General features: G+C 59.7%; 9 protein-coding genes and 1 pseudogene. 1 reads left to right on the forward strand and 9 read right to left on the reverse strand.

Going from position 1 to position 14,096, the window contains the following annotated elements; translation table 11 throughout:
* Positions 1–378: 378 nt before the first annotated feature.
* Positions 379–2,359, reverse strand: a pseudogene (locus ACWF6P_RS22495) (cutinase family protein).
* 262 nt (positions 2,360–2,621) lie between these two features.
* Here ACWF6P_RS22495 and ACWF6P_RS22500 point away from each other — a divergent pair.
* Positions 2,622–3,692, forward strand: coding sequence for a PDDEXK nuclease domain-containing protein (locus ACWF6P_RS22500; protein ID WP_452622538.1), 1,071 nt, complete (start codon positions 2,622–2,624; stop codon positions 3,690–3,692).
* A 126-nt stretch (positions 3,693–3,818) separates the two neighbouring features.
* Here ACWF6P_RS22500 and ACWF6P_RS22505 read toward each other — a convergent pair whose 3' ends face one another.
* The 8 genes from ACWF6P_RS22505 to ACWF6P_RS22540 form a co-directional block, all read right to left on the reverse strand.
* The gene (locus ACWF6P_RS22505) at positions 3,819–4,616 is read right to left on the reverse strand and encodes a hypothetical protein (RefSeq protein WP_452622539.1); all 798 of its coding nucleotides are present in this window, start codon (positions 4,614–4,616) and stop codon (positions 3,819–3,821) included.
* The gene (locus ACWF6P_RS22510; RefSeq protein ID WP_452622540.1) at positions 4,616–6,466 is read right to left on the reverse strand and encodes a hypothetical protein; all 1,851 of its coding nucleotides are present in this window, start codon (positions 6,464–6,466) and stop codon (positions 4,616–4,618) included. Before ACWF6P_RS22510 ends, ACWF6P_RS22505 begins: the two co-directional genes overlap by 1 nt.
* Before the next feature lie 28 nt (positions 6,467–6,494).
* Positions 6,495–6,794, reverse strand: a complete 300-nt coding sequence (locus ACWF6P_RS22515; RefSeq protein ID WP_452622541.1) for a type II toxin-antitoxin system PemK/MazF family toxin — start codon at positions 6,792–6,794, stop codon at positions 6,495–6,497.
* A complete protein-coding gene (locus ACWF6P_RS22520; RefSeq protein ID WP_452622542.1) occupies positions 6,794–7,030 on the reverse strand; it encodes a YlcI/YnfO family protein in 237 nt (78 codons plus the stop codon). The genes ACWF6P_RS22515 and ACWF6P_RS22520 overlap by 1 nt, the downstream gene beginning before the upstream one ends.
* 1,196 nt (positions 7,031–8,226) lie before the next feature.
* Positions 8,227–8,853 carry a TetR family transcriptional regulator gene (locus tag ACWF6P_RS22525; RefSeq protein ID WP_452622543.1) on the reverse strand — a complete coding sequence of 209 codons (627 nt, stop codon included), beginning with the start codon at positions 8,851–8,853 and terminating at the stop codon, positions 8,227–8,229.
* A gap of 109 nt (positions 8,854–8,962) precedes the next feature.
* Complete coding sequence (locus ACWF6P_RS22530) at positions 8,963–9,937, reverse strand: DUF2637 domain-containing protein (RefSeq protein ID WP_452622544.1); 975 nt, start codon at positions 9,935–9,937, stop codon at positions 8,963–8,965.
* Between the two features lie 640 nt (positions 9,938–10,577).
* Positions 10,578–10,892 carry a hypothetical protein gene (locus ACWF6P_RS22535; RefSeq protein WP_452622545.1) on the reverse strand — a complete coding sequence of 105 codons (315 nt, stop codon included), beginning with the start codon at positions 10,890–10,892 and terminating at the stop codon, positions 10,578–10,580.
* Positions 10,889–11,671 (reverse strand): ParA family protein, encoded by a 783-nt coding sequence (locus ACWF6P_RS22540; protein ID WP_007733691.1) that lies wholly within the window; start codon positions 11,669–11,671, stop codon positions 10,889–10,891. The genes ACWF6P_RS22535 and ACWF6P_RS22540 overlap by 4 nt, the downstream gene beginning before the upstream one ends.
* Positions 11,672–14,096 lie beyond the last annotated feature (2,425 nt).

Here is a 14,096-nt window from a genome sequence, read left to right on the forward strand (position 1 = left end):
GTTGCCGCTGGAAAAACCCGCGAACTTCGATGCCAGGAATCAATGTCTGCGCGCCCTAAGCCGCCGACCATTCCCACGTTGCCCATCACGATAGCCATTTACTCAACGCCTCCAGCCATACGGGTGCCAACAACGCGCACCCAATTGATCACTAGTGACTGACGGAAGGCAACTATCGGTTCACTTTCCATATCAGCAGAAAGACCAAAGACGGCCACCTCCAGCTGGATCAGGCCTTCTTCGTTTCGCCGGTGACCGACCCTCCGACCCACACGGCGACCTCCTCCGCGGGTGCGCGAGATGATCAATGGACCAGGCGACGCGGCGACAGTCGTGGTCACACACCCGCAGCATGGAGAGATGTGACGCGGATTGGTTTCATGTTGTGCGTTCGATTTGCAGGTTGAGCCAGTCCGAGATCCACTGGATCGCGTTGCGGCCGGCGTTGTCGACGACGAGGGAGTTTGTAGTTCTGGTGGGCTCCGGATGCGAAGAATGACGCTGCGCTGAGCCCCTCCCCTAGCAGCGATGCAAGGTCGTTGGCGCCTTGCGTGCGGGACATCGAGGTCAACGAATCCGCCAGTGCTGGAAGGTCCAGATTCTGTGTCTGAGTAGCGGTGGTGGCCGTCAAGGCCTGCTTGCCGAGCAATGTCGGATCAGTCTTCGTAACTTTGCCGGAGAGCATGTTGACCGCGACAGAAGCCAGTTCGAGTCCGACCGGGACGAGGCCGGTCATAGCAGCCCCGGCTCCGAGCGGGTCGGGAAGCTGTCCAGGCGGTGGTAGCAGCTTCTCGACTGCGGCCCAGGCGATTTCCTGAACCTGGCCGACGAGGTTTGCGAACTTGATGATGTCGACGCCTCCCAGGATCGACGCGACGAGCGCCGCGACTTGCGAGTAGCCGGACGGATCCGGAATTACCGCCAGAACCTGCGAGACCCAATTCAAATCGACACCTGCGGCCATCTTCACCAACGGCGACAACTGGTTGTTCAGATCCCCTGCGACCTTATGGGCACCCTGCGCATCAAGCGCAGCGACCTTCTACGGGAGAAGGTTCAGGTTCGCCAGGATCGCGGGCATATCCAGGGATGCGACACCGGTGGCGAAGTTTAGGATTTGGTTGACGACTACAGTGGGTTTGAGCACGGAGAGTACTCCGGAGGCTGACCCGAGGACATCGCTCGGTGTCGCCAGTAGCGGCGCGATCTGACTATCGAGAGTGCCAGCAGCAGTCGATGGCGAGGTCCGAAGATGCGACCGGCAGCGTCGTGGAGCCCTTGCTGGCGAGCGTGCTCGCGGTGTCGGCGATCGCGGTCACCGTCGAGAGCGCACTGCTGAGATCCGATTGGCCGGCCTGGTCCAGAACCTGGCCGGCATTGTTTTCGGCTGTCCCGGCGGGAGCCGCAGCGAGTTGCCCATTCGCCGCAGGATTAGCGGCGCCGGAGCCCAGTAGGTCGGCAAGCGGGCGGATGGTGTTCGCCAGAGTTGTCGCGCTGGCGGCGACCTTCGCGAGGTCGACTGTGCCGTCCGTCTTCGACAGTTCGCTGGTCAAATTGCCGGTTGCGGTGGCGAGGCTCGGAAAGTCAGCGTGGGAGAAATCCGACGCCAGCGCGGTGGCCAGGCGCGAATTACCGCCGACCTGGCTGTCACCTCCAGCGCTCGGGGCGTCGGTGAGCACCGAACCCAGCGATCCGAGCAGCGGACTCGAACCTTTGTCGATCGCACAGTAGAGATCTTTCGGATCGCAGATCGACGCGACCCGACCCGACAGCTTCCCCATACCCTGCGGCCGCGGATCGGCGATCCCCTTTCCCGACGGCTGCGGCCCGACGACTGCTTCACCGTCAGTTCCGGAACCAGGATCGGCGAGAAGCCCGACCGCGAGGACCTGCTCTGCCTTGACGGGGCCGGAGTCGTTGCCGATCTCAGAGGCAAGATCACCTGCGATGTCCGCACCCTGCGAGTACCCGGTGATGGTGAACTTGGTGTCGGAGCACTTCGCTGCGATGCCGGAGAGAAGGTCCTTCGCCCTCGTCAAACCATCAGATTTGCTGTCTGCGTAGGTTTTTCCGTTGTCGAATGCGCGCGCCATATACGGCAACATATAGATCTGCGCCGCACCACGTGCTTGTCCGCGAGGCTGTCGGCGATTGGCTTGAGCATCCCGATCGGGATCGAGGGATCGGCGTCTTCTGCAGTTTCCCAGGTCCCAGGAATGAAGAGGTTAAACGTCGACGGGCAACCCGAGGGCGCGGCGGAGGCGATGGCCGGCGCGGTCGCTACGAATACGCTGACGGCGACTGAGGTCGTTACCAGCAGGCTGACGGCGCGATAGGTGGTCGAATGTGGAAGCTGCATGTAAACCTCGTCTACCTGGGGGCACGTTGCACCTGTCCCTGCGCGCTGGACGGGTCAGAAGCGCCCGATTTCAGGTGAGAGACGTATGGTGCTGGACGGATTGACACCGATCAGTGCGCCCTGTGAAGAGCTGAGCTGTGCGAGGGCCGGGGATCCTGGTCGAGTGCGCATCCACGCCCGAGCCGCCGCTCCTACTGGCTGAGGTGTCCAGTGGGGGCATGTCCGGTGGGCGTTCCCAGCAGCGCTGGGTAAAGATGGATGGGTGAATGCTCCAGCCGAACTGCCCGCCGACTACGCCCAGCTCCTCGATCATCTCAAGTCGCAAGTTCTGCAAGCACGAGTTCGTGCCACCCGAATCGTCAACACCGAATTGCTCAGCCTGTATTGGGACATAGGGCACGCGATCGTGCAGCGTCAAGAGGCAGAGGGCTGGGGTTCAAAAGTGATCGACAGGCTCGCCGTCGATCTTCGATCGGCTTTTCCCGACATGCGTGGGTTGTCGCGGACCAATCTGAAGTACATGCGGCGGATGGCGAGCATCTGGGGGCGCGATGCAATTGGCCAACAACCTGTTGGCCAATTGCCGTGGGGTCATGTGACGGTATTGCTCGACAAGCTGGATAACCAGTCCGACCGCGACTGGTATGCATCAACGGCTGCCGAACACGGGTGGTCGCGCAATGTGCTGCAAAATCAGATCAACAGCGGTTTACGCCGCAGGATCGGTGCGGCACCGTCGAATTTTCAGGACCATCTTCCGTCCGAGGATTCCGATCTCGCTCAACAGTTGGTGCGTGACCCGTACGTCTTCGATTTTCTCGACATCACCGAACGTGTCGCGGAGCGGGAGCTGGAGTCCGCGCTGATGCGTCGGCTGGAGCAGTTCCTCCTCGAACTGGGACACGGGTTCGCTTTTGTTGAACGCCAGTACCATTTCGAGGTCGGTGATCAGGATTTCTATATCGACTTGCTGTTCTTCAACTGGGTGCAAGCGAGGTTCGTCGTTGTCGAGTTGAAGGTAGGCAGGTTTGAGCCGGAGTATGTCGGGAAGCTCGGCTTCTATGTTTCGTGGATCGACGACAACCTCCGCAACAAGGACATCCACGCACCGACTGTGGGGATCTTGCTCTGCGCGGGCCGCAATGACAACGTCGTCCGGTATTCGCTTGCCGGGACAACTGCACCGCTCGCGGTAGCCGACTATACCTATGAGACTCTCCCTTCCCAGGTTCGCGCTCTCGTTCCTACCGACGACGAGATCGCGGCAGCGGTGGAAGCCACGGTCTCCGAACTCGACTCCCACCTGCCTGCCAGACCTGACACCTCCGGCTGAGGGGCGCCATTCGATTCCAGACCTGGCAGACGCATCCATGGGCGAGAGATCGATATCGGTGTTCGGTCCTAGGGTCCGCGAACGGAATTGCCCGTCCTGTCCGGCACACCGAAAGACAGGACAGTTCTATGTCCAGTCGATGTGGACGGATTCGATGGAATCGAAGTGAAATCCGAAAGTGTCGCCGTACTGGTCGAATCCCTTGTTTTCGGGGTAGTCCATCGTGGCGTGACGTTCGAGGATGGCAACCACCCGGGCATGATCGTCGTTGGCCAAAGCCATGGCGAGTTCCCGTGTTTCGTCGAGACTGAAGGGGCTGTCGGAGTTCGCGAAGTCGAGGGTACGCACTCGGTAGTCGTAGCCTTCTTCGGAGCCGTTGCGGACGGACACTCCCCCGCGGACTCGGATGGTGGCCTTTTTGGGTTGTCCGTCGCGTCGTAGTACGCCGGCGCGGTCCATGATGTCGCGGGCTTTGACGTTCTTGAGCTTCTTTTTCGCGTCGGCGCGCAGCTCGTTCGTTTCGCCGGAACGGTAGCGCGAGACCGCTGATCGTGAACGGCCGATTTTCTTTGCGACAGCGTCGATTCCGCCGAGGCGTTCGATGGCGGCTCGCCGTTGTGCGCGTTCGGTGACGTCGGGGTGTGGGATTCGTCCTTGTTGCGCCCAGCGGCGCAGTGTTCGGTCTGAGGGGGGTTTTCTTCCGGCGTCGACAGCTGCTTGCCGTAGGCCTTCTTTGCCGATTTCGGTACGGATCTGGCGTACGGAGACTTTGCTGGTGAGTCCGGCCAATCCCCCACTTTTGACCGATTTGGATTTTTCGATCCCGCTGGTCGCTGCTGTCGAGACGGATACGTTGAGGCCGTCCAAGCCGACGGTTTTCTGTGCAGGTTTGGTAGATCGTGGTTTCGGAAGATGCAGGGCCACTATATGTTTCCTTCATCTTCGTCGGTGAACGCAGCTTTGAGTGCGAGGTTGATCTCGTGGGTGTCGCGGGCGTCGGTCAGCATGACGGTTATGTCCTCGGTGAGCGGGGCATGCTTTTCCAGAGTCATTTTCCCGAGTGCGTCACTGTCGTCTGCGATGTCGATGCCCGGGGGCAGTGGGTAGACCCAGGAGTCGGTGACCGTGCGCAGTGGCCAACGCCCGGTTTCGCGTGCAATGCGCATCGCGACGCGGCGGCCTCGCCAGCGGCAGTGTGCGATGATCGCTGCTCGCCAGAGCGGTTGGTGGTGGTGTTGCATTTGTTTGGCGGTCCACATGTCGGGGTTGACCATTCGGCCGATGTAGCCTTTGTAGCAGGCGCCGATGAACCGCTTCATTGCTGTGTCGCCTGTGTCGACGGCAACTTTGCGGGCTTCTCTCAAGATTTTCGCCCACTTGTCGAGGGCTCGACCGTGTTCGGGGTAGACCCATGCTTCTGCGATGTCGAGGTCGTCGAGTTCTGCGCCGATTCCGCCATCGGCAATGGACGTTTGAAGTGCGTCGAGGCTGACGGTGGTGATCCAGGTCTGCACAGGTTGGTCGGCGAGCATGTGTGGGTGAGGCAACGGTAGAGCGGGTGGGAGTGCCAGCATGTCACCGGGTGGGAGGGTTACACGCCAGAGCCCGAACGGGGTTTTCGATTGCCGGGCGGCATCGAGCGCGTCCTCACCGCGAAGATGTCGAGGTTTTCCGTAGCCGAATTCGAGCATGCCAGCGGAAGCGAGGTACGCAGCTCGTTGGTCTATCGATACCAGTTGTGTTGCGTCGGAGAGTTCTTCGAGGTCCGGGATGCGGGTCCATCCGACTGCAGGTTCGAGATCTCCGCGGGGTTCGCCGTCCAGCGGTGGGACCGGTCCACCGGCAGTGACAACGATTCCTTTACCGCTGCGGGTGCGGTCGCGTTTGATCTTGTCGACGATGGCGGCGCCGGTGCGTGCTGGGGTGGGGCCGGGTAGCACGCCGAGGTGTTGTGCGCACCAGGCGAGTCGGCGTCCCAGTTCCTGCGCAGCGGAAAGGTCGTCGTCGGGGAGGTAGGTTCCGGCGGTAGGCGATCCGAGGATCCCCATGTCCCCCACGCGATTGCCCCATCCGAAGTCTTTGTTCCAGTAGGTCCACACGTAGGGTTCGATGAAAATGTCGACCATGGATGTGAAGTTCCCGGTGGTGCGGGAGAGGTGAACGACGTGGCCGGGTTCTCCGCGGAGTTCCCATCCTGCGGTCAGCATTGGGGTCAGCGTGGCGTGGAGGACCGCGGTGAGTTCTTCGGCAGCGCGGGTGCGGAGGATTTCCATGTCGTCGACGTCGTCTTCGCTGCCTGGGTCGATGATCCATCCAAGCATTTCGCAGGCTTCGATTCCGACTATCCAGATCTGTGCCGGTGCGCCCAGCGGGGTGAGCGTTGCCCATCTGATGAGTTTGTCGAGTTTTTCGATGGAATTGACTGGGCCGGTGAGTGTGTGGCCAGACGGTGTGTAGGTGCCGGCTGCTGTGACAATGACGGCGTGGCCGTCTGCTGCCTCGCCGGCGGGGGGAAGGGCGGCCGGTTCGGTTGCGCCCCGTTCGGACGCCTGGGTGGGTTCCGTTTCCACTTCGTTGGAGCGCTCATCCGGAGGGGTGACGATATCGTCGGTCCGGGGGTGCTCCGCAACCCCGGAATCCGTTTCGAGACAAGCGGTGTCGTCAACGTCGAACAAAGAAGGCTGATCGGGTTCGGGAACTTCGTCCGAACGAGTAGCAGATTCTGGTGTTACTAGCTCGAATAGCGTGAACTGCTCCCCTTTCTTCAGCACCATGTTTCATCCTCTCCGTTCACTGTCGTCATCATTCAAGATCGAAGGCGGCGCGCACGGCTATGGACAGTGATTCCTCTTGCGCTGGAAGAAGATAACCGATGATGTTGCCGAGTGCACTGACGGGAATGGTCGTGATGTGGTCGCAACTGACCACCGCGTCGGCGGATAGTCCGTTAGCGGCGCAGACGGACACCTCAGTGGACAGTCCTCGGATCTCGCCGGTGATGGGCGCTACCGTGACGGTCCCGAGATGTGGACGGACCATCTCTCGGGTGAGTACGAGGACCGGCCGAACTGTGTCGAGGTTGGCTTCATGAATTGGTCGCATCAGGTCAAGCCTGTTGGCAGTCGATTCACGGCGTGGTGAGCGAGGGGGCTCAAATCATGCTCGGATGTTGCGGCCGAGAGGATCTCCGCGTCTCGTGCGGCTATCTGACGGCGACGCTCCCGTTCGAGAGCGCGCAACACTAGTGAGGCTCGCGAGGCGGCGCGATGTCCCCTGACTTCGTCGTCGAGAAATTCCACGATCTCGTCCGGTAGTCGTACCGCAATCTGCGTGCTCATACGCTAATGGTACCGAAGTGGGATTCGTTTTGGTACCACCATCGTGTGCGAGTTCTGGAACCTGGAACCGATCATTTCAACGGGAGGCAAGGCCGATAAAGTACCCAGCGGCCCCGACGCGGCACACCTTCCCACCCACGCGGTTTCCGCTGCCTTCATCGGGTTGACCTATATCTGGTGTTCTCTATTCTCAACCCGAAGTCGATCGAGTTGCTCATGTCGGATCCAGTGGAGTACTACGCACGGACTCGGCGACAACCACTCGGCTTCGCTCCTCCTGTCCGCAAGGATTCGAAAAGTCGAACTGACCTGTATCTAGAACCATCCGCAAGCCCCCAGCCTCACCAGGTTGGGGGTTTTGTCGTCGCCATGTTCGCGCCGCCCTGAACACGGGCATCTCACGCTTGCTGCGGCGACTTCGTGGGCGCGAGCCCCGCCGCGCTGGTCCGCCCCCGGCTGCCACTCGCCGGGGGCGACCTCGTTTGGAGGCAGTCGGGCCGGCAGAGGACGGCCCGACTGCGCGCACCTACACCAGCCGAAGGTGAGTTCTCATGCCGGCTATCTGCTTAACCAGCACGTCTCGATGCTCGGAGTACCGCTGGATTGCATCACGGTCACCTGCGAGCCGAGCTCGCGCCAACAAAAACCGACAATCGTCCAGTTGATCTCGAAGAGTCATCATCACCTCCGATCCCTTTGTGTAGGTACAAAGAATCGTGACACCTGGATGCGGTCCGTACGTGCGTCAAATGACCCAAAGGGGTACCTGTTTTCAGCGCCAGACACGCGGTAGCTTCCAGAAGAAAATGTTCGTCCGGATCTGTATCGCTGGTCAGGCGAGGGTCATCCTCCTGCACCGACATAGCCACCCCGTCGAGCGAGGTCGGCACGCCAGGTGAGGTCTTCGCCCTCGCGACCGCCCCGTCGGCGAGCTTCGGTATCGTGACGGCGTTATCGCGTACGGAGCCCGCAACGATCCCGTCAGCTGTGCCTTCTGCTCGCTGCGCCTGCGCGGTCGCATCGGTGACCGCCTACTGCGTAAGCTCCCTCTTGGCACGAATTGCGTGCCGTAGCGCTAGAGCAGTTTGGTCGACCAGGGTCGCGGTCTTCTCGATGCGTCTTTGACCTGCACGAGGTCACCGCGAGGATTTGGTCCGGTGCCTCTCCCCTGCTTACGACCTTGCGTTGCGCGCGGACTACGCATCTGAGATCAAATACGCGTTCACTAAGTCGTCGATGCGCGAAGTGAAATCTCCAGGGTCGCCGAGTACCTGTATGACTTGAACTGCGCCGATAAATCCGGCGCACAGATTCGCCGCCAGGCGCTGGGCGGCGGAGGCGGGAAGTTGTCCGCCTGCGATCGCAGTATCGACGAGTCGGCTGACGAGTTCCACCCACTTGCGGAATGCGAGTGGGGCGGTATCGAGACCTGCTTCTGTGGTGAGCCTGAGGCCGGCTCGGGCCAGGGCATCGTCAGCTATAAGCGCCGCTGAACCGCTGAAGAATACAGCCAACTGCTCGATCGCTGGTATTGCTGATTTGTCGGTTGATTGTTGGGTTTGGCGGAGCGCGGTCAACCAGTGGTTGATGAGTTCTTGCGCAATCGCTTCCTTGGAGTCGAAGTGAAAGTACACGGCTCCTTTCGTGGAGGCGGCCTCTTCGATGATGTCGTTCAATGAGGTGGCGGCGTACCCATCGATCGAGAAGGAGCGTGCAGCTGCCTTGAGGATCTTGGCCTTCGTGTCGTGCGCTCGTTGTTGTCGGGATCGTTGGCGTTGTCCGGACGGAACGATCAAGTGGAGTCGGTCGCCTGGGTCAGTCAATGCGGGTTCCTTACCTGCCAGTCTGTGGGGACTTCGCGGGGCCATCCCCTCAATGATGACGCGTTTCCTGCCCCTTGGAGACTGTGGCGTTGCTGGGTTGCGGCGCTACTCACGCTGTGGTGACGAGTTGGTCGGTGAAGTGAACATCGGAGGCTCGCATGTCGATGAGCGGAGGGTTCTCGAAGCCAGCTGCTCGGGCCGCGGTATCGAACTTTTCGTACCGGCGCCACGACGTCGATGTTGCAACAGGCGGGTCGGACGTCTGAGCGATCATTTCCCAGGTGAGAGTCGGGTCTGCAAGCTTGCGTCGTGCGGTGTCCTTGACAGCGTCGGGCAGGTCCGATGTGGCAATGAACCATTCCAGTTCGGCGTGCGCGGCCGCCTCGTCGTTCGACGATTCCGGGTCCACTGAGGACCTCGTCTGTTCGGAGGGGCTCAGATGCGGAGCGCTTTCCGGCGCGTGACGCGTTTCTACGACACCGAGAGAGTGCTGGACTGCTCCGGCTGTTTCGTTTCGCATGACGACGCTTTGCGTAGCGACCATGCCCACGCCTGCAGCGGCATTGTCGATCTCGACCTTGTAGTCGGAATATGCGATACCCGTTGCTTTGATCAGGATTCCCAGACCGTGTGTGAAGGCGAGTACGAGCACCGGCGGGATGACCGCGATCATGGCTGCAACGGCAGGGGCGAGAGGCGAGTAGCCAATACTCTGACCTGCCGCAACGGCCTGTTGCGCAACTGTTGCAGAGTGGAACGCGTGGTAGGCGTTCCCGAGGATGCTGATCGCGACCACCGCAACAGCAACAGCAACGTAGAAGTACTTGTCGCGCCGATGCATCTTCAGTTTGCTCAGAATCACGATGGCTACGGTGGATCCGAAGATTGCACTGTCAACGATGACGGGAAAGATCCACGCGAGGTTTTCGGGGATGGTTCCTTGGCGCGCGAGGTCCCGCTGAACTGCAAAGGAAAGGACAAATGCGCCGGCGGTGATCCCTATCGCGATGAAAATCGCGATGAGAAGTGAGGCGATCAGTGCTCCAAGCTGGATCCGCGCTGCGCGCAGACTAAAATCGCCCATGATCGGGTTTTCCTTCCTACAAGGGGTGTTCTCGGTCTGGAGTCCCGCTGGTTGCCGCCGGCGGGACTCCTCCTGGTTTCGGAAGATTCTTCTGGTTGAACTCCTGCGTTTCGTCCGCGTTGCGCACGGAGAGGGTTGACAGCGATTTCTAGCGGTCGCATCCGAGCGTCGACTAATGCTTTTTGCGTCGCACTTAAAGCACACGTCGGGGATGTCGTTCCAGCTGCGTGCGTGTTGATCTCAGAGGGACGTGGGGTGGTCTGCAATTTTGCGTGTGAATTGCGTAACTGCAGCGGAATGTTCACGCAATTTGCTCGAGGCTTTGCGCTGCCAAGGCTTCCAAGTTCTACAGAACGGAATGTCAGCAGATGAGAGGGACATGGCATTGCGCGCACCCATCAAGGACTTCCCACCCGGGGCGGTTCGCCTCCCCCCGCACCCGACGGCCTGCCACTTTCAATATCGAGGTCCATGGAATGCCTCCCGCGTGCACAGCCTATTCGGCCGTCGCGGTAAGCGCCTCTAACTAGGTCTTCCAGCCGACACACAAGATGCCCTAGCCCGTGACAGAACTCCACAATCAAGAATTAAAGACAATCCAACATTGCGTGCACGCAGTGCATGCCATGCACGCAATCTTCTACAGTCCCCTGGCCTTCAAGTATTCGTCCAGCGCAGCCTCGGTCATCGATGCCTCACTGATTTCGCGATCGCCAGTCTCGTACCGCAATTTGTCGACGCCACGCCGGAGGCGATCCTTGGTTGATGGTTTGATGCGCGTGTTGTGGGTCATCGACAGCTTCTCCTCCTCATCTTTGCGGGCGCTGAGATCCGCTGAAGGCGACGGTGGCGTAGCTGCGGGTGCCGCAGGGGTCGCGTCTCCCCTGGGCGGACGTTCCGGGATGAGTTCAGCCGGATGTGTCTTACGAATGGCAGGTTCCCGCTTCACGTTCATGCCGGGGCTCCGATCACGATGGGCAACTCAGCGAGCAAGTCACTGTAGGCAAGTTGCAGCGTCAATGCTTTCCCGCCCTTGAACTGGTGGATCGGAGTGCGATTCGAGTGCGCGTCCTGGCGGGCCGCGAGTTCCGGGATCGATGTCTTGGCGACGAGTGAGCCGTAGGTTTCCCGTAGCTCGCTCTCTCTGAACTCATGTTCGCCGGTGGATCGTTTACGACTGATCACGATCTTGTCGAATTCCAGCTTCGGATTTGCCCGTTTACGAACGGTGTCGATTGTCTCTTCGAGCTTCTGAACGCCGCCGACACTGTCGATTGTGGGTTCAGTGATGGCGACGACACCATCTGCTGCGATAAGAACCGCGAACAGCACCTTGCCCATATTGGGAGGGCAGTCGAAAAGCACGGCGTCATAAGGAGAAAGGTCGAGCCCTTCGAACGCAACGTCTAGGCGAAACACCAGGTCATTCGACCCATCCGATTCGATTTTGCCGAGCTCTTCGTCTGCGGGAATGAGGTCGACGCCATCCCATGGGGTGGCGATGATGGCCTCGGCTGCGATGCCTTCCCTGGTCTGGTTCATGAGGTGGTAGGCCGTCATCATGCCCTCTTCGAGAGTGACGCCGAGGCCGCCGGTCGTATTGCCCTGTTGGTCCATGTCGACGACAAGTACTTTTCCGCCGACCGCGGTGATGGCGCTTGCAAGCCCGAGGGTGGAGGCCGTCTTGCCTACGCCACCCTTCTGGTTGCCGAGTGCGATTTTGCGTGGCTGCATTGCGGACCTTTCATCGAGGGCGTTGACACGCACTAGGCGTGCATTGCGTGTAATCCACGCACTGCATGCAATATGTGCATTGCTTGCTGCGTGCGCAATCCACGCTGTACGTGGGCTGCATGCAGACTGTGCGTTACGAGCAATCCAAGCATTGCATGCTAAGTCTGCTCCGCTCGCGAAACACGCACACTGTGCATTACGTGCGCGCGTAGCATAACACGCATGCCATGCGTGACATACAAGCCACGCACTCTGTGCGTGCCATGCACGAGTTGCATCAATTGCACTCCTTGCGTTCAACGCGCGCTATGCTCACCTCGCGTTCGTTGCAACCCGTGCATGTCATGCTCGCCACGCTATCCATGCGTCGCCCGCACGCCCCGCGTGCGTTGAACACAATGCACACCTCGCACTCCAAGCACCCATTACATGCAACGCACGGCATGCTTTGCACGCACCGCTCGCGGTGCTTCCTCCGCACGCACGCGGTGCTCTGCACGCAGTCCACACAACGCACGCAGAGCACGCACCGCGCGTCATGCGAAATGCACGCATGCCACGCAGCCCTAGCCGAACACGCCTTGCATGCAGTGCGCGCGATACACGCACTGCGTGAACGCGCAAAATAGCAGGTCAATGCACTCACTGGCATCGAACGAATCGAAATATCACCCGCGCGCGACACACATTGTTGCGAAAACTCGGCCGACCGAGAGCAGCTTGGCTGCCACGATTACCAGATAGCGCGACGTTCCAGACACCGAATCGAAACGTGTGACAGTCCGTCTCCGTCAGATTTTCGCGGAAGTCGAAGGGACGCTATTGGGCAGCCAACTGACTAAAGGCGGATATATCGAAATCGGCAATCTCCGATGTGCGCGCAGAGAAAATTGCACAACCGTCGCGAGCGGTCTTGCCAAGCCATCCGCCAATGCATCGCCCTTGCAGGGATGGAAGGAACGGGCCAACCTTGCGAGGCAGGTAAAACAGCCTGCCACTTCAGAAACCTTCTGATGTCCGCGCCGGGGGCACGTCAATGGAAGACCCCTTTGAAGGCCAGAACATATTTCATTCCATCAGGGTCCGAACATCGAGGCCAGTAGGACTCACATGAACCGCACGGATCATGAAGTGAGTCATGCATGGGCCGAACAACCGCACTGATCGAGGGCGAGGGGGCCCAATTCTATTGAGAGATACAGCCGATTCACTGCAAGTCGAGGTAAGCATCTAACTCACGAAAAACATTGCGGAATCATCTCAGGACACAACGGGGGCCCGCGGTGAAACGAAATTTCTGCGCGAAAGGTAGGTCGCGGTGTGAACCCTGAGGTGTAAGGGAAGGGACGTGTCGAGATCCGGATCAGTCGAAGTTCGGCCGAGGTGGAATGACCGAAGCGAGTCCGAGCAGGTATTAACTTTACGTCACAGTGACGAAATTAGGCTTAGGGATCGGGTGGGAAGAATCAATTCCATCAGGCTTGATTTCGCCGCCTTGCGCGCAAAACTTTTGGTTGGGCACATGTCGAATACAGCGACGCGTGAATCGCTACGCCCAAACACACGCACTTCTCGACCGAGTGGGGGAGGGGATGGTTCCCATCTACAAGTATCCCGTGCAGGACGCCGGCTCTGCCGTGTCGACGGCTACGAACGACACAAGGTGGCCCACCGTTTCACGCAACAGCGTTGCAATACATGCAATGCATGCCTTGCAACGCACGCATTGCATGTATTGCATGCGCGACCAGAATGCCTCGCAAAGCATGCGTCACACGCTGTGATCGCACCATCCTTATCTGCACAAAAAGCCGCTTACCTGCGCAAATCAAGTTTCTCAGTCAGGCAAATGTCTCGGAGAGATATGACCGATAGACGCGTCCGTATACCTACGGACGCGTCTGCATTGGAGGAAACGGCAGTCGTTTGGACCTCTTCTCGAATGTTGAACCAGTACCAACGCAGTGTTCTTCAAGCGCAGAGAAGCGGACCGCCAGCCCGCCATTGACTGGTTCGGGCAGGGTCAGTTCTCCGAAGATGGCTGTGAGCTCCGCGCATTAGATCAAAATGTTGATCTCCTGGATCTTTGTGTCCCGATCAACCTCGCCATGAGTATTTGGACCCCGTGACGATCAGGGTGCCGTGCCACGGACCACAACACTTCTCAGCAACGCAGGTCGATCGTCGTGAGGCGTGTTTTTCGGACGCGTATTGCTTGGCTGAATTGGGGCCAGGAAAGCCTCAATGTTGCTGCTTGCATGTCAGGTGTGCCCGAATGCTGGCTAGGATCTTGGCGCGGTGCTCCGGGTTCGCTGCCATTTTCGTACGCTGAACATGTGAGTTTTCAAGTAATTCTTGTTCCCTCTTTCGCGCCAGGTCGGCCGATTTACGCTGTTCACTGGGTGATTCTCCGGTCCAGTCGATT

It is taken from the genome of Rhodococcus sp. NPDC055024 (genome assembly GCF_053608585.1).

Bases quoted from the DNA above. Each gene is read 5' to 3' on its own strand.
- ACWF6P_RS22535 (WP_452622545.1), bottom strand. From the start codon at position 10,892: ATGAACGTGAAGCGGGAACCTGCCATTCGTAAGACACATCCGGCTGAA.
- ACWF6P_RS22510 (WP_452622540.1), bottom strand. From the start codon at position 6,466: ATGGTGCTGAAGAAAGGGGAGCAGTTCACGCTATTCGAGCTAGTAACA.
- ACWF6P_RS22530 (WP_452622544.1), bottom strand. From the start codon at position 9,937: ATGGGCGATTTTAGTCTGCGCGCAGCGCGGATCCAGCTTGGAGCACTG.
- ACWF6P_RS22520 (WP_452622542.1), bottom strand. From the start codon at position 7,030: ATGAGCACGCAGATTGCGGTACGACTACCGGACGAGATCGTGGAATTT.
- ACWF6P_RS22515 (WP_452622541.1), bottom strand. From the start codon at position 6,794: ATGCGACCAATTCATGAAGCCAACCTCGACACAGTTCGGCCGGTCCTC.
- ACWF6P_RS22540 (WP_007733691.1), bottom strand. From the start codon at position 11,671: ATGCAGCCACGCAAAATCGCACTCGGCAACCAGAAGGGTGGCGTAGGC.